17 protein-coding genes are annotated in these 13,932 nt (G+C 72.8%); 6 read left to right on the top strand and 11 right to left on the bottom strand.

The annotated features are described in order from the left end of the window. Positions 1–4: 4 nt before the first annotated feature. Positions 5–982, top strand: a complete 978-nt coding sequence (locus DA075_RS07660; protein ID WP_099956480.1) for a phosphoribosylaminoimidazolesuccinocarboxamide synthase — start codon at positions 5–7, stop codon at positions 980–982. Between the two features lie 443 nt (positions 983–1,425). On the opposite strand, the gene DA075_RS07655 is transcribed toward DA075_RS07660, so the two are convergent. The 3 genes from DA075_RS07655 to DA075_RS07645 all read right to left on the bottom strand — a co-directional run bounded on the left by DA075_RS07655 (position 1,426) and on the right by DA075_RS07645 (position 2,838). After that, positions 1,426–1,752, bottom strand: a complete 327-nt coding sequence (locus tag DA075_RS07655; RefSeq protein WP_244936530.1) for a phage holin family protein — start codon at positions 1,750–1,752, stop codon at positions 1,426–1,428. A gap of 161 nt (positions 1,753–1,913) precedes the next feature. Continuing rightward, positions 1,914–2,393, bottom strand: a complete 480-nt coding sequence (locus DA075_RS07650; protein ID WP_099952694.1) for a nuclear transport factor 2 family protein — start codon at positions 2,391–2,393, stop codon at positions 1,914–1,916. A 148-nt stretch (positions 2,394–2,541) separates the two neighbouring features. Then, positions 2,542–2,838, bottom strand: a complete 297-nt coding sequence (locus DA075_RS07645; RefSeq protein ID WP_099952693.1) for a hypothetical protein — start codon at positions 2,836–2,838, stop codon at positions 2,542–2,544. 214 nt (positions 2,839–3,052) lie between these two features. Between DA075_RS07645 and DA075_RS07640 the strand changes: the two genes are divergently transcribed. Together DA075_RS07640 and DA075_RS07635 are read left to right on the top strand one after the other, a co-directional pair. Continuing rightward, a complete protein-coding gene (locus DA075_RS07640; RefSeq protein ID WP_099952692.1) occupies positions 3,053–3,676 on the top strand; it encodes an acyl-homoserine-lactone synthase in 624 nt (207 codons plus the stop codon). A gap of 67 nt (positions 3,677–3,743) precedes the next feature. After that, positions 3,744–4,094: a hypothetical protein gene (locus DA075_RS07635; RefSeq protein WP_099952691.1), complete on the top strand. Its 351-nt coding sequence runs from the start codon at positions 3,744–3,746 to the stop codon at positions 4,092–4,094. Positions 4,095–4,097: 3 nt separating this feature from the next. On the opposite strand, the gene DA075_RS07630 is transcribed toward DA075_RS07635, so the two are convergent. Then, positions 4,098–4,835, bottom strand: coding sequence for an ArsR/SmtB family transcription factor (locus tag DA075_RS07630; RefSeq protein WP_099952690.1), 738 nt, complete (start codon positions 4,833–4,835; stop codon positions 4,098–4,100). A gap of 725 nt (positions 4,836–5,560) precedes the next feature. Here DA075_RS07630 and DA075_RS07625 point away from each other — a divergent pair. After that, positions 5,561–6,277: a cell wall hydrolase gene (locus DA075_RS07625; protein ID WP_099952689.1), complete on the top strand. Its 717-nt coding sequence runs from the start codon at positions 5,561–5,563 to the stop codon at positions 6,275–6,277. A 40-nt stretch (positions 6,278–6,317) separates the two neighbouring features. Here DA075_RS07625 and DA075_RS07620 read toward each other — a convergent pair whose 3' ends face one another. Next, a complete protein-coding gene (locus DA075_RS07620) occupies positions 6,318–7,118 on the bottom strand; it encodes an ABC transporter permease (RefSeq protein WP_099952688.1) in 801 nt (266 codons plus the stop codon). A 10-nt stretch (positions 7,119–7,128) separates the two neighbouring features. Continuing rightward, positions 7,129–7,719 (bottom strand): ABC transporter ATP-binding protein, encoded by a 591-nt coding sequence (locus DA075_RS07615; RefSeq protein WP_099952687.1) that lies wholly within the window; start codon positions 7,717–7,719, stop codon positions 7,129–7,131. A gap of 174 nt (positions 7,720–7,893) precedes the next feature. On the opposite strand from DA075_RS07615, the gene DA075_RS07610 reads away from it, so the two are divergent. Further along, complete coding sequence (locus DA075_RS07610) at positions 7,894–9,285, top strand: MFS transporter (RefSeq protein WP_099956478.1); 1,392 nt, start codon at positions 7,894–7,896, stop codon at positions 9,283–9,285. A gap of 238 nt (positions 9,286–9,523) precedes the next feature. Here the strand turns inward: DA075_RS07610 and DA075_RS07605 are convergent, their stop codons facing one another. After that, on the bottom strand, positions 9,524–10,009 hold the full coding sequence (locus DA075_RS07605) for a hypothetical protein (RefSeq protein ID WP_099952686.1): 486 nt from the start codon (positions 10,007–10,009) through the stop codon (positions 9,524–9,526). A gap of 239 nt (positions 10,010–10,248) precedes the next feature. Here DA075_RS07605 and DA075_RS07600 point away from each other — a divergent pair, with 239 nt between their 5' ends. Continuing rightward, entirely contained in the window at positions 10,249–11,163 is a 915-nt protein-coding gene (locus DA075_RS07600; RefSeq protein ID WP_099952685.1) for a manganese catalase family protein, read from the top strand. Between the two features lie 18 nt (positions 11,164–11,181). Here DA075_RS07600 and DA075_RS07595 read toward each other — a convergent pair whose 3' ends face one another. The 4 genes from DA075_RS07595 to DA075_RS07585 form a co-directional block, all read right to left on the bottom strand. Next, positions 11,182–12,561, bottom strand: coding sequence for a leucine-rich repeat-containing protein kinase family protein (locus DA075_RS07595; protein WP_099952684.1), 1,380 nt, complete (start codon positions 12,559–12,561; stop codon positions 11,182–11,184). Positions 12,562–12,716: 155 nt separating this feature from the next. Beyond that, entirely contained in the window at positions 12,717–12,986 is a 270-nt protein-coding gene (locus DA075_RS07590; RefSeq protein ID WP_099956477.1) for a hypothetical protein, read from the bottom strand. A gap of 117 nt (positions 12,987–13,103) precedes the next feature. Then, on the bottom strand, positions 13,104–13,280 hold the full coding sequence (locus DA075_RS36475) for a hypothetical protein (protein WP_164712242.1): 177 nt from the start codon (positions 13,278–13,280) through the stop codon (positions 13,104–13,106). A gap of 351 nt (positions 13,281–13,631) precedes the next feature. Then, positions 13,632–13,922, bottom strand: a complete 291-nt coding sequence (locus tag DA075_RS07585; protein WP_244936529.1) for a recombinase family protein — start codon at positions 13,920–13,922, stop codon at positions 13,632–13,634. Positions 13,923–13,932: the final 10 nt, after the last annotated feature.

Raw genomic sequence — 13,932 nt, 5'->3', positions numbered from 1 at the left:
GATCATGCAGGCGGCCGAGCTCGCGCCCTTTTCCGACTACGTCCTGCCGGAGGCGACCCTGCCGGAACTGCCCGGGCATTACCGCGGCAAGGTGCGGGACAATTATGACCTCCCCGACGGCCGGCGCATCCTGATCACCAGCGACCGCTTAAGCGCCTTCGACCGGGAGCTGGCGGCGATCCCGCTCAAGGGCCAGGTCCTGACCCAGACCGCGCGCTACTGGTTCGAGAAGACGCGGGACATCTGCGACAACCACGTGCTCGCCTATCCCGACCCGAACGTGGTGGTGGGCCGGCGGCTCGCCATCCTGCCGGTCGAGATCGTGGTGCGCGGCTACCTCGCCGGCAGCACCGGGACCTCGATCCTGACCCTCTACAAGGCCGGCCAGCGCGAGATGTACGGCCACCGCCTGCCCGACGGGATGCGCCCGCACGAGGCACTGCCGCAACCGATCATCACCCCCACCACCAAGGCCGGCCACGGCGACCACGACGCGCCGCTCTCCGCGGCCGAGATTTTGGAGCGGGGGCTCCTGACGCAGGCGCAGTGGCGCACCCTGTCGGAGGCGGCCCTGGCGCTGTTCGCCCGCGGCCAGGCGATGGCGGCCGAGCGCGGCCTGATCCTCGCCGACACCAAGTACGAGTTCGGGACCGATGCCGACGGGCGGATCGTGCTCGCCGACGAGATCCACACCCCCGACAGCAGCCGCTACTGGTTCGCGCAGAACTATCCAGAGCATCTGGCGGCCGGCACCCTGCCGGAGAGCTTCGACAAGGACGTGGTCCGCAACTGGGTCGCGGCCCGCTGCGACCCCTACCGCGATCCCGTCCCGGAGATCCCGCCCGAGGTGGTCCTGCGCACCGCCGCCACCTATGTCAGCGCCTTCGAGACCATCACGGGCGAGCGTTTCGCCCTGCCGGACACGAGCGAGCCGCCGCTCGCCCGCATCCGCCGCAACATCGCGGCCTTCCTGGCGCAATAGGGCGACCTGCAAGACGGGGTGCGGCCGGGACATCCGTGCCGGCGCATCCCGACGCCCGGGCCCGCGGGACGCCGGCCCTGCCGGCGCGTCCCGCAAGATCGCGCCCTGCAAGATCGCGTCCTGCAAGATCGTTCCACTCGCCGCCGCATCGGCACGATTGTGCTTGTCGGACGCGGCGCGGCCCGGTATGACCCCGACCGAACAGAAAAAAGGCCGCCCTTGCGAGGCGGCCCGAAGTCTAGGGAGGAAACGCCCAAAGAGGGCTGCACCGCCGCGACGCCATCGCTGCGGTGCGAAAACGTTTTCTCATGCTGCACCGCACAGGGCAACCGGACGCCTCGCGTGACGGCCATGCTCGCCGCGCATGACCTCGGCTGGGTGCGCGATCCCCCTCTGGAAGGATGGATCCTGCCCTGCCGGCGGCCGCCGCGCCCCGCTTGAACCTACCGCCGCAGGTCCATCTTGCGCAGACCCCACAGCGTCAGCAGGACGGCCGCGAGCGCGAAGGGCGCCGCCCCGATCACCGCGGCGATCGCCTCCGAGCCGATCAGCGCCCCGAGGCCCTTCACCAGGGCCATCAGCAGCAGGAAGCCGCTGACGCAGGCGAGGAGCAGGATCGCGCCGCCCCACAGGGTCCAGCCCGAGACGACCCCGACGATCCGGTCGACCTCGTCGGAGAACAGCGTGATCTCCTTGACGGCCAGGCTGCTGGCGAGGCGGACGGCCTCGACCACCAGCCGGATCGTGCTCACCTGCCGGTCGGACCGCACCGCCCACGCTCCCGCTTCGCCGCAACCGAGGGTCGGTGCGGCGAGCGAAAACGCCCGAGCTTGGCCGTCGTTCCGGTTGATCTTGCCGGGCGATCTTGCCGGATGATCTTGCCGGATGATCTTGCCGGGCGGTCCCGGCCCCGGAGCCTCCCGTCCGGCGATCAGGCGGGCTTGAGCGGGCAGCTCTGCCGGGCGAGCAGCCGCCACTGTCCCCCGTCCTTGAGCCAGACCTGCATCACCGCGATGTAGGAGCGGCCGGTCTCGCCGCTGGGCAGGATGTCGGCGCCGTCCCAGACGTGGCGGACCATGGCGGTGTCGCCGACGACCTGGATCCACTGCTCGGAGAAGGTCAGCGACTTGTAGTTGGTCTTGCCGGCGAGGCTGGCGATGAACTGCGCCTTGGTCTCGATCTTGCGGCCGCTGGAATGGCCGTAGCTCATCTGCGGATGGGTGAGGGCGTCGAGCGCCTTGGCGTCGCCCTCCACGATCGCGACCCGCAGGGCCTCGAGCTGGCGGGCCACCGCCTCGCTCTCGTCCGCGGCCTGCGCCGTCCCCGTTCCGGCCGCCAGGGCCGGCATCGCCAGACCCGCCGTCAGGCCGGCCAGCAGGACCCGCCGCGAGCAATTCTCCGTCCCCACCATGAGCGTCCTCCCGTTCGCGCGGTCGACGGCAGGTTGATCCCGCCGGCGCCGCGCCGCCCGAGCTTAGCCCGGGGGCCGAAGCCTCGCTACCGATCCCTCGCCGGCGGGACGACCCGGACGAGGGCGCAGGATTCTGCCGAGAGCGGGATCAGCGGTACGACGGGGCGGCGTTGGATCCGCCCGCGGCGCCGCGGGCGGCATCGAGCTCTCCCTGGCAGGGTGGGCTGATGCTGGCATAGTTCCGGCGCAGGCAGGCCTCGATGCGCCGCGTGTTGGGCACGTCGCTCGCGCACAGCGTCATGGCGTCGGTCATGCAGGCCAGGCGCTGCCGCTCGGTCCCTTGCTGGCTCCCTTGGCCACTTCCTTGCGCACCCGCCCGCCCGACGGACCCCAGAAGCACGACGGCCGCCGCCAGGGCGACGGTGCGGGTCAACGGCATCGACATTCGACCTCTCCGGCTCTTTCCGGCGGGTCAACACAAAGCCTGGCCTTCCGGTTCGCGTAGCGACGGATTGCCGGGCCGGACGGGCGGCGGGCCGGCGCGGATCACGCCTCGTCGCGCCCCTTGCCCCGCCCAGGACGGCGTTCCTAGGGAATTCCCCAGTACGGTTGTGCTGTCAGAGCACGGAGAAAGGTTCCGAGACAAGGAGCCTGCGTCCATGATCCACGTCGTCACCGCCGCCAACCAGGATCGCTACGCCGCCGAGATGGAGGAGGTCTGGCGTCTGCGTCACCGGGTCTTCGTCGAGGAGAAGGGGTGGAATGCCCTGCGCCGCCCGGACGGGCGGGAGATCGACCAGTTCGACACCGCCCACGCCGCCCATTTCCTGGCGATCGAGAGCGGCCAGGTGATCGGCTACAGCCGGCTCCTGCCGACGACCCGGCCGCACCTGCTCTCGGACGTGCTGCCGGAATTGTGCGAGGGCGACCGGCCGTCCGGCCCGCAGATCTGGGAATGGACCCGCCAGGCGGTGGCGCCGAGCCACCGCACCCGGGGCAAGAACCACCCGGTCACCCTCGAGGTGATGACCGGCATCGTCGAGTGGGGCCTGGAGAACGGGGTGACGTGCTTCCTCGCCCAGATGCCGATCCTCTACCTGCTCCACGTCCTCCAGCTGCATTTCCGGGCGGTGCCGCTCGGCGTGCCGGCGGACATCGACGGGGAGCGGATCATCGCGGTGGAGGCCCGCTTCGACGGCCGCACCCTGCGCAAGCTGCAGGAGATCCGGGGCACCCGGGCCTCGGTCCTGGCCCCCACCGCGCCGACCTACCTGACGGCCTGACATGGCCGCCCCCGGAACAGCGCGCGACATCGCGCGAGAGACAGCACAAGAGACAGCGAGAGAGATCATGACCCACCGCACCCCGCCGACGATCGACGAGATGGCCGACATCCTGCCGCCCCTGGTCCGGGCGCTGACCGAGATCGTCGGCCTGATGGAGGGCCTGGTGGACGTGGCCTGCCACGCCACCAACGTCCAGGAGACCACCGCCGACACCCTGGCCGATCTCGGCGAGACCCTGACGGAATACGCGCACATCCTCATGCAGGAGGCGACGGAGCGCCGCCGCACCGGCCGCGGCAACGTTCCCCTCGACGGTCCCTTGGCGCCGCGGGGCGATCCCTCGGCGCCGCGGGGCGATCCCTCGGTGCCGCGGGACTCCCCTGCGGCGGCGGGCGAGGCCCTGCCGGCGGCGTGACGGTCACGCCGCGTCGTCGCAGGCGCAACCCTGCCCGTAGCCGAAGGCCTGCCGCAGGGCGAGGCGGCCGCCGGGCGTCACCGCGACAGCCCGGCTGCCCTCGCTCCGGCGCAGCCAGCCCCGGTCGAGACAGGTCGTCAGCAGGGCCGCCCCGAGGGCGCCGGCGATGTGGGGCCGGCGCTCGCTCCAGTCGAGGCAGGGGCGGCAGAACACCCGCCGGCGAGGGTGACGTGTCTGGGACGCCGCGGCGAGATCGACCCCGATCCCGCGCAGGAAAGTCTCGCCCGCCGGCGTGAGGGCGCCGCCATCCTCGCCGAGCTCGACCGCGCCGCGCGCCACGAGGGATTCCGCCATCGCGACGGCGAGGCGGCCGGCGAGGTGATCGTAGCAGGTCCGGGCCTCGCGCAGGGCGGCGTCCCGGGGGCCGACGGGGCGCACCGAGGGCGGCCGGGCAGGGGCCGTCGTGCCGGCCGCCACCACCATCACGCCCTCCAGCATCCGCGCCACCGCCGGGGAGGCGAGGCGGTGGTAGCGGTGGCGGCCCTGGCGCGCGACCGTCAGGAGGCCGGCCTCCGCGAGCTGCGCGAGGTGGCCGCTCGCGGTCTGCGGCGTGACGCCGGCAGCGCGGGCGAGTTCCGCCGCGGTGAGGGCGCGGCCGTCCATCAGCACCGTCAGCATGCCGGCACGGGCCGGATCGCCCACCAGGGCGGCGATGCGGGCAAAGGCGGCGACGGTCACCATAATGGCCTCCTTGGGTCGACTCCTTGGGCGGGCTCCTCCCGGCTCTCCCTTGTAGAGCACGGCGGGACCGGACGCTTCGGCCGCGGCCGAAGCATGGTGTCGGCCGCTTCGGCCGCGGCCGAAGCACGGGGCCCGGCCGGCGGGCGAGGATCGTTCCGTCCCCACCGGAACCGTCCGCCATGCTGCCGCTGATTCGCCGCCTCCTCGCTCTCGGCCGCCCAGGCGCCCCCGGGGGCGGCCCGCCCGGCGAGGGCCGCCTGGCGCGACACCTGCGTCAGCGCCGCGATCACGCGAGGTTGTCCGATCTCGACGACAGGTTGCTACGCGACATGGGATTGCGGCGCGAGGTGTCGCCGGCCGGTCTCGACTTCGTGCCCCTGTCGTCGGTAGATCCGGGCGGCCGGGCAAGGCCCGCGAGACCCGCACGGGACTGCGGGAGCCGGGGCGATTCCGCGCCCGCCTCGTCGTCTCGCCACGGCCGCGCTGCCCTCGACTGGCCATGATCGGGCCGTGATCGCGCCGCCGTTCCGGGGTCCGTGGCGCAGCGTTGCGACCGTGAGCCGGCGGTGTTTCCCGTTTGCATCACGTCGCTTGTATCTGACTGCCACGCTGGATGATTGGTTTACGAACCGTATCCGTGCCCCGCCTTCGCCACATTCCGCCCCGAGCTTGACCGCGAGCGCGGCCATACCGGCCGTGCCCGGCAATGCACGAGAGGGGCCTGCATGACGCGGAACCGGACTTTCCCCATCACCGCCGCGCTGGCGGTTCTCGCCACGGCGCCGCATCTCGGCGCCTGCAGCCTGATGCCGGCCGGGGTCGACACGACGGGAAGCCTTCCGGACCGCAAGCAGCTCGCCGCCGTCACCAGCGCCGACCGGGACTGCCTCGCCCGCGCCATGTACTTCGAGTCCAACCGCTCGAGCGAGGAGGGCCTGCTCGCGGTCGGCACCGTGGTGATGAACCGGCTGGAAGCCCCGGCCTACCCGAACTCGATCTGCGGCGTCGTCGGCCAGAAGCGCCAGTTCGCCGCCGGCGTCCTGCACAAGCCGATGCGCGACAAGGAACGCGACAAGGCCGAGCGGATCGCCGACGCGATCCTCGCCGGCGAGCGCCACGAGAAGGTCGGCGGCGCGATGTTCTTCCACACCGCCGGCTACACCTTCTCCTACCGCAACATGCATTACGTGGCTTTGGCCGGCGGCAACGCCTTCTACGAGAAGCGCCCCTGGTACGACCGCGAGGGCGCGACGCCGCGCCGGGCCCCGACCGCCGCGACCCAGCTCGCCCAGCTCCAGTCCGGCTCGGCCGGCAGCGCCCGCTGGACCTCGCACCCGGTCCGGGTCGCACGCAACACCCAGCAGACCCCGCTCGCCGAGCTCGGCCCCGCCCGCAACATCTGCCGCGTCGCCGCCGCCGAGACCGGCCGCAGCCCGGGCTGATACCGCCCCGCCGCGGGCCTGGAACACGACCGCCCGGCCCTCACGCCAGCCGGTCGAGCCGCAGGCGATGGCGCGCATCGGTGAGCCGGCGCGACGCGGCGAGGACCGCCCCCGTCACCCCGAGGCCGCTCGCTCCCGCCAGCAGGAACAGGATCAGGATCTGTGACGCGGCCGCCCCCTGCGGGTCCTGCCCGGCGAGGATCTGGCCGGTCATCATCCCCGGCAGGGTGATCAGCCCCGCCGCCGCCATCTGGTTGAGCACCGGGATCAGCCCGGCCCGGATCGCGCTGCGGGTGAGCGGCGCCAGCGCCTCGTCCCGCGTGGCGCCCAAAGCCAGGCGCGCCTCGAGTCCCCCCCGCTCGCGCCGCACCGCCCCGGTGAAGCCGTTGAGCCCGATCGCGATCCCGCTCATCACCGAACCCAGCACGATGCCGGCGAGCGGGATCAGCGCGTGCGGATCCCACCACGGATGCGGGCGCAAGGCCGCGAGGCCGACCATGACGGCGACCACCGTCGCCCCCGCGCCCACCGCGCCGCCGAGCGCATAGCGCCACGGGCCCCGCAAGGGCCGCTCCTGCCGGGCGCCGATCTCGTAGGCGGCGGCGAGCGCCATCACGGCGACCACCCCGACCACCGGCCCCGGTGCCCCGAGGCCGAACACCGTGCGCAACGCCAGCCCGACCAGGGTGAGCTGCGCCACCAGCCGGCAGGCCGCCACCAGGATCGTGCGGGCGAGCCCCAAGCCCAGGGCCGCCGACAAGGCGGCATTGACGAGGACGAAGCCGGCCCCGAGGGCGAGATCGAGAGGGCCAGGGATCAGGGGGCTGGGCGGCGGGATCATTCAGGTTTGATCATGCGGGGCGTCCGCCCGCCACGGCGAGCCGGCGGGTGGTCAGGCGCGCCACCTGGGCGGGATCGTGGGAGACGAGGACGACGATGAGCCCGGCGGCGCGGCGCGCCTCGATCACCGCCTCGGCGCCCCGCACGCTCTCGGGATCGAGGGAGGCGGTCGGCTCGTCGAGGAGCAGCACGCGCGGCCCGCCGGCGAGCGCCCGCAGCAAGGCGAGGCGCTGGCGCTCGCCGGTGGAGAGCCGCGCCACCGGCCAGCCAAACACCTCCGGCGGCAGGAGCAGGGCCGCCCGCTCCGGGGCGAGGCGGGCGGGCGCGTCGGCGGAAAAATGCTCGGCCACGCCCTCGGCCCACCATCCTGCTTCAGCGGCGAGGTAGGTCACCTGTCGGCGCCAGAGCGGCGCCGGCATCGCCTCCCGGTCGATCCCGTCGAGGCTGACCCGGCCCTCGGACGGGTCGAGATCGGCGATCATGCGCAGCAGCACGCTCTTGCCCGCCCCCGACGGGCCGGTGACCGCGCAGGCCTCGCCTGCGGCCAGCACGAGGTCGAAGGGCCCGAAACGGTCGCGGCGGAGGGACTCGATGCGGAGCATGGGCGGCGCGGCGGCGGATTCCCGTCGGTGTGCGGGAGGAGGGCGAGGAACGCAACGGCTCCGCTGCGGTTTGAGTGAGCCACGGACGAATCGGGAGCGTGAAACGTGGCAGCAGCAGCGGGAACGGCGCGGAAAGCCGGAACGGGCGTGGTGCGCAGCGACGTGCCGGCCCGGATGGACCGGCTGCCCTGGAGCCGCTTCCACCTGCTGCTCGTCGTCGCCCTCGGCATCACCTGGGTGCTCGACGGGCTCGAGGTCACCATCGTCGGGGCGATCGGCCCGGTGCTGCAGGACAAGCGGGCGCTCGGCCTCACGATCCAGCAGATCGGCGGGGCGGCCTCGTTCTACGTCGTCGGCGCCGTCGTCGGCGCCCTGATCTTCGGCTGGCTCACCGACCGGTTCGGGCGCCGTCTCGTCTTCTACGCCACGCTGATGATCTATGTCGGGGGCGTCATCGCCAGCGCGCTCGCCTGGGATTTCTGGAGCTTCGCGCTGTTCCGCCTCGTCACCGGGCTCGGCATCGGCGGCGAGTACGCGGCGATCAACTCGGCGATCGACGAGCTGATCCCCGCCAAGTATCGCGGCCGGGTCGACCTCATCGTCAACGGCAGCTTCTGGCTCGGCGCCGCGGCCGGCGCAGGCGCCTCGCTGCTGCTCCTCGATCCCAACCTGCTCGACCCGGATTTCGGCTGGCGCCTCGGCTTCGGCATCGGCGGCGTGCTCGGCCTCGGCATCCTCTTCCTGCGCCGCTACGTACCCGAGAGCCCGCGCTGGCTCGTCACCCACGGCCGCGAGGAGGAGGCCGAGCGCACGGTGGCGGAGATCGAGCGCACGGTCGAGGCCGAGACCGGCCAGACGCTCCCGAAGGCCGACGGCATCCTGGAGGTGCACCCCAAGAAGAGCTTCGGCTTCGGCGAGATCTTCGACGCGATGGTGCACAAGCACCGCGGCCGCAGCGTCCTGGCTCTGGTGCTGATGATCGCCCAGGCCTTCCTGTTCAACGCGGTGTTCTTCACCTACGGGCTGGTCCTGGCGAAGTTCTACGGCGTGCCGGAGAACCGGGCCGGCGTGTTCCTGGTGCCGCTCGCCGTCGGCAACTTTTTGGGTCCCGTGCTGCTCGGCCACTTCTTCGACACGATCGGCCGGCGCCGGATGATCGCCGGCACCTTCGGCTTGAGCGGCCTGCTGCTCACGGCGACCGCGATCGTGTTCGGCCTCGACCTGTTCACCGCCTGGACCCAGACCTTCGCCTGGATCGCGATCTTCTTCGTCGCCTCGGCGGCCGCGAGCTCGGCCTACCTCACGGCGAGCGAGATCTTCCCGCTCGAGACCCGGGCGCTCGCCATCGCGGTGTTCTACGCGCTCGGCACCGGCGCCGGCGGCGTGATGGCGCCGTGGCTCTTCACCCACCTGATCGAATCCGGCCAGCACTGGGCGCTGGCCGGGGGCTATGCGGGGGCGGCCCTGCTCCTGGTCCTCGCCGCGGTGACGGAGTGGAAGCTGGGGATCGATGCGGAGGGGAAGTCGCTGGAGAGTATCGCGGATCCGTTGTCGAAGGCGGGGTGAGGGGCGTCGGGACCAAGCGGATCTCGCGGCGGCGGTTGCCGGCTCTGCGAGGCCAATCTGCGACAGAACGAGAATTCAGGCGGACGACGCGTTGGCTTGCCAACGCAAGTCCGCCTGGACGACGCCGGCCCCGGCCCGCGTCATACCATCGCGCTGTCGTATCAGCGCCGGCGCCCGTTCGGGCCGAGCCAGCGCCTTCGAACGAGTCCGTCCGAAGGCGCTGCGGTAGTCAGTGCCGTCAGTGCAGGGCCGCCGGCCGTTCCGCCTCGGGCACCACCGCCGCCTCGTCGATGAGCGCCGCGCGGATGCGGCTGAGGCGCAGCTCCGCCGCCTCGCGGGCGGCCTCGGCCGCCGCAGCGGCCTCGCGGGCAGCGCGGGTGTCGGCCATCACCTCGGCCAGGCGCTCCTCCAGCCGCCGCAGCCGGGCCCGCTCGGCGGACAATCGGGCCTCGGCCGCGCCGGCCTGACCCTGCGCCTCAGCGGCGGCCTTGTGGGCCTCGGCCGCCTCCTGCCGGGCCTCTTGCGCCTCCTGCCGGGCCTCTTGCGCCTCCTCCGCGGCGGCCTGCAACGCCTCCTCGACCCGGCCGAGCAGGGCGCCGACCTCGCGGCTGAGCCGGTCGGCCCGGGCCTCGGCGGCGGCGGCGCGGGCGGTGGAGGCGCGCACCGTCTCGGTCGCGCGGCGCAGCAGGCTCAGGATGGTGCCGGTATCGATCGGGGTGGCCATAGGGTGCGGTTTCTGGGCGTCCGGGATTCGGGCGACGATTGCCCAGGGGCGCCCGCCGGGGCGCCGCGGTCAAGACCCATCGCAACGCTGCCCACACGCGCCGGACTCCTGAGGCGCGGATGCGCCACTCCGGGCGGCGTCCCCTGCGACCGATGCGCCCTCCCGGTGCGGATCGGCGGAACCCGGCAGGCATCAAATCGATACTCCAGGGGACTATCCCGAGCGAGAGGTGCCGTGCCATGTTCATGAGGATCGACCGCCTGCAGGCCGAGCTGCCGCAGCCCAAGAGGCCCGACCCGAATGCCGCCGCCGCCCTGCAGGAGCTGCTCGGCGGCAAGTACGGCGAGATGTCGACGCTCGGCAACTACATGTTCCAGAGCTTCAATTTTCGCGACAAGTCGAAGCTGCGGCCGTTCTACAGCCTGGTCTCGAGCATCTTCATGGAGGAGCTCGGCCATGTCGAGCTGGTCTCGACCGGCGTGGCGATGCTCAATAACGGCCCCGGCGATCCGACGCCGGACGTCGACGTGTCGAAGGCGCCGTTCCACGACATGCAGGACATCCGCCTCGCCGGCAGCTTCCTGAGCAACGGCGGCGGCGCGATGCCGATGAACTCGAACGCCGCGTCGTGGAACATGGACATGGTCACCACGACCGGGAACATCATCATCGACCTCCTGCACAACTTCCACCTCGAATGCGGCGCACGCATCCACAAGCTGCGCGTCTACGAGACCCTGAAGGACCCGACGGGGCGCGAGGTCTGCGGCTATCTCCTGGTGCGCGGCTCGGTGCACGCCCACGCCTACGCGCTGGCGCTGAAGAAGCTCACGGGCGTGGCGATCGAGCAGATGCTGCCGACCCCGAACATCAATCTCGACCGCATCCCCGAGTGCCAGAAATACCTGCAGGAGGGCAGCCACCGGCGGCTCTACCGCTTCAACTCGCCGGATTACCCGGAATCGGCCGGCGTGTGGTCGAACGACGAGGTGGCGCTGCCGGGCGACCCGCCGGGCAACCTCGAAGTGGTCGACGGCGCGCCCGAGGGCGGCAAGATCCCGGAGCTGGACGGCAATTACGGCGCCTTCGCGCCGAACTACAAGCCGGAAGAGATCTTCGAGATCGCGAGCAAGCTCTACAAGAAGAGCCGCTGAGGACGGGTTCGGGGCCGGTCAGGCCGGCCCCGTTTCCGCGATGATGGCGTCGAGGACGTCCAGCACCTCGGCCATGCCGGGCCGCGCCGCCGGATCGGGCCCGGTGCAGGCCGCCGCCAGGGCGTCGAGGGCCGGATGGGCGAGGGAGGCGAGCACCCGCAGCTCCCCGAGGAGGAGCCCGAAGGCCCGCACGTCGAGCCGTTCCAGGAACGCGCCCTCGCGGCCCGGCGGCAGGGCGGAGGCCGCGCCGAAATCGCTCAGCACCGCCTCGCCGCGGCTCCCGTCCCACAGGACGTTGTGGGCGTAGAGGTCGCCATGGCCGAAGCCGCGCGCGTGCAGGTGGGCGGCGCCCGACGCCACCCCGCGGGCGAGCCGCAGGGCGGCCGCTTGCGTCAGGCGCAGGCCCGGATCGTAGACGTCGCGGCTGCAGCTCTCCAGGCTCGGCGGACCGGCGAGGACCCGCCAGCCCTCCGGCAGCAGGGTCATCAGCAACCCGTGCGTGCCGTCCGGATGGTCGGCGAGGCGGCCGAGGCCGCCGGTGAGGTGCGGATGCGCGCCCGCCGCGAGGCAGGCCGCCATCTCGCGCTCGGGCAGGCCGTCGCTGGTCATCGCGCCCTTGAACAGCTTGAGGGCGACGGGCCGTCCCTCGCCTGGGCTCGCTTGATCTTGCCCTTGTTCCCGGCCGGCCGGCCGCCACGCCGCCCGCATCACCCGCCCGGAGGCACCCTCGCCGAGGAGCGGGCCGAGCGCGAGGTCGCGCCAGAAGACCGCGGGCGCCGCCGCGGCCGGGGACGACGCGGCCCGGTCCTCGAACGGGTTGCCGGCCCAGGACAGCCAGGCGAGGCGCGGCAGGGCGGTCAGGCAGGCGGGCAGCGCCTCGAACCCGTTGGAGGCGATGCGCAGGAGCTCGAGGTTCTGCGCTTGGCCCAGGCTCTCCGGCAGGGCCCGCAGGCGGTTGCCCGCCAGCATCAGCTTCTGCAGCAGGGGCCGGGCGCCCAGCGCCTCGGGCAGGGAGGCGATGCGGTTGTCGGTGAGGGTGAGCCAGCGCAGGGCCGGGGCCAAGGATTCGGCCGGCACCTCGGCGATGCCGGATCCGCGAAACCCCACCTGGCTCAAAGCGGCGCAATCGCCGAGGACCGGCGGCAGCCGGTCGAAGCGGTTGCCGGAGCAGAACAGCACCTTGAGCCGGCGCAGGCGGCCGAAATCGGCGGGCAGGGCGGTCAGGTCGTTCTGGCCGAGATCGAGGAACTCGAGCGTGTCGGCGAGGCCAAGGATCTCGGGCGGCACCTCGGAGAGGCGCCCCTCCGGCCCGCCGGGGAGCCGCAGCTCCCGGGCTCCGGCCAGGTCGCCGCGGCGCAGGGCGTCGAGGCGCGCACGGGTCGCCGGCGGCAGGATCATGCCCGGGCCTCCGGGGCGGGGAGGTCCGGGGCGGGGAAGTCCGGGGCGGGGAAGGGTGTCGGCATCGTCGTCTCCCGGCGGCGCGGCAGGCCCGCCGGGCGGTGGTCGCCGGGAAAGGCGGCCGGATCAAGGGGTCGCGCCGCCCGGTGGCCGCCTCAGTACGGGTAGCCATAATAGGCGGGCGGCGGCGCCGGGCGGTAGCCGTAACCGTAGCCGGCCGGCGGGCGGCCATAGGTGCGCAGATAGGGGTCGTAGCGCGGCTGGCGGTAATTGCCGTTGTTGATGCCGGCCGAGCGGTCGTTGCCGCTCAGCGCCGCGTAGGGCGAGAGCCCGCTGCCGGAATCGCTGTTGCGGGCGAGCGCCGCGCCCGCCGTCCCGAGGACGAGGGCCGCCGCGACGGACACCCGGACCGTGAGAGCGCGCATGGAAGGCCTCCTGATGGCGAAGATGAACCGGAACGGACCGCGGCCGGCCGAGGTTCCGGCGCCCGGGGCGCGGCCTTTCGGCGCCGCCATGGGAGCGCCGCCAGACGACCGGCGGCGTCAGCGTCCGGCCGGCAGCGTCGCGGTGCGGGGCTGCTGGGCCAGGATGCGGCCGGGATGACCGATCGCCCCCTCCTGCAGCCGGCGCAGGGCCTCGGGCTCCTCCGCCGCGTCGCGCCGCATCGAGACGTGGAATTCGACCCCGCCCATCCACGTGGCGCCGATCCGGTTCAGCACGAACGCGAAGCTCCTCGTCCTCGCGATCGAGGCGCGCCAGCTCGTCGCCGATCTCTGCCGTGCGATGGTCGAGCGTGACACGGGAGGTGACGTCGGCCTTGCCCCGCAAGGCGCGATCGACGGCCAGCCCGGTGCCGTGCCGCACCCGGGTTGGCAGGATGGCGGCGCGTTGGAGCTCGAGCTGGGCGAGGGCCAGGGCATCGATCTTGGCGGCCACGCCCGTCACCTCCGTGCGCACGAAGCTCTGGGTCGCCGGGATCGTCAGGCCGGTGGCCAGGTAGGCGCCCACCCGGGACCCGGCAATGCCGACGGCTGCGGCAGCCGTCGTGGCGTGGGTCATCCCCGCGTCGATCATCGTCGGGTCACGTCGCGTTCCGACTCCGCCATGCCGGCGAGGATCGCGAACAGGGTGCGGCCCATCGGGGTCGCGGTGTCGATCGGCTCGCTGACGGAGCGGATCACCACCCCGTGGCTCTCGGCGAGATCCGAGACCGTCGGGACGGCAAACCGGATCTCGCGGGCGAGGCGATCGAAGCGGGTGACCAGCAGCACCGTGAACGTGCGGGCCGCGGCCGGTTCCAGCAGGCGGGCAAAGCCGGATCGGTCGGCCGCACGGCGCCCGAGACGCCGGGATCGGCGCATTGTTTTCTTG

It is taken from the genome of Methylobacterium currus, assembly GCF_003058325.1.
Lineage (GTDB): Bacteria > Pseudomonadota > Alphaproteobacteria > Rhizobiales > Beijerinckiaceae > Methylobacterium > Methylobacterium currus.
This window is presented reverse-complemented; position numbering and strand designations above follow the sequence as displayed.

Excerpts from the sequence above, each read along its gene's own strand:
- DA075_RS07635 (WP_099952691.1), top strand. The coding sequence starts at position 3,744 with ATGACCCACCGCACCCCGCCGACGATCGACGAGATGGCCGACATCCTG.
- DA075_RS07630 (WP_099952690.1), bottom strand. The coding sequence starts at position 4,835 with ATGGTGACCGTCGCCGCCTTTGCCCGCATCGCCGCCCTGGTGGGCGAT.
- DA075_RS07585 (WP_244936529.1), bottom strand. The coding sequence starts at position 13,922 with ATGCGCCGATCCCGGCGTCTCGGGCGCCGTGCGGCCGACCGATCCGGC.
- DA075_RS07615 (WP_099952687.1), bottom strand. The coding sequence starts at position 7,719 with ATGCTCCGCATCGAGTCCCTCCGCCGCGACCGTTTCGGGCCCTTCGAC.
- DA075_RS07660 (WP_099956480.1), top strand. The coding sequence starts at position 5 with ATGCAGGCGGCCGAGCTCGCGCCCTTTTCCGACTACGTCCTGCCGGAG.
- DA075_RS07610 (WP_099956478.1), top strand. The coding sequence starts at position 7,894 with ATGGACCGGCTGCCCTGGAGCCGCTTCCACCTGCTGCTCGTCGTCGCC.
- DA075_RS07625 (WP_099952689.1), top strand. The coding sequence starts at position 5,561 with ATGACGCGGAACCGGACTTTCCCCATCACCGCCGCGCTGGCGGTTCTC.
- DA075_RS07645 (WP_099952693.1), bottom strand. The coding sequence starts at position 2,838 with ATGTCGATGCCGTTGACCCGCACCGTCGCCCTGGCGGCGGCCGTCGTG.
- DA075_RS07620 (WP_099952688.1), bottom strand. The coding sequence starts at position 7,118 with ATGATCCCGCCGCCCAGCCCCCTGATCCCTGGCCCTCTCGATCTCGCC.
- DA075_RS07640 (WP_099952692.1), top strand. The coding sequence starts at position 3,053 with ATGATCCACGTCGTCACCGCCGCCAACCAGGATCGCTACGCCGCCGAG.
- DA075_RS07600 (WP_099952685.1), top strand. The coding sequence starts at position 10,249 with ATGTTCATGAGGATCGACCGCCTGCAGGCCGAGCTGCCGCAGCCCAAG.
- DA075_RS07595 (WP_099952684.1), bottom strand. The coding sequence starts at position 12,561 with ATGATCCTGCCGCCGGCGACCCGTGCGCGCCTCGACGCCCTGCGCCGC.
- DA075_RS07590 (WP_099956477.1), bottom strand. The coding sequence starts at position 12,986 with ATGCGCGCTCTCACGGTCCGGGTGTCCGTCGCGGCGGCCCTCGTCCTC.
- DA075_RS07650 (WP_099952694.1), bottom strand. The coding sequence starts at position 2,393 with ATGGTGGGGACGGAGAATTGCTCGCGGCGGGTCCTGCTGGCCGGCCTG.
- DA075_RS07605 (WP_099952686.1), bottom strand. The coding sequence starts at position 10,009 with ATGGCCACCCCGATCGATACCGGCACCATCCTGAGCCTGCTGCGCCGC.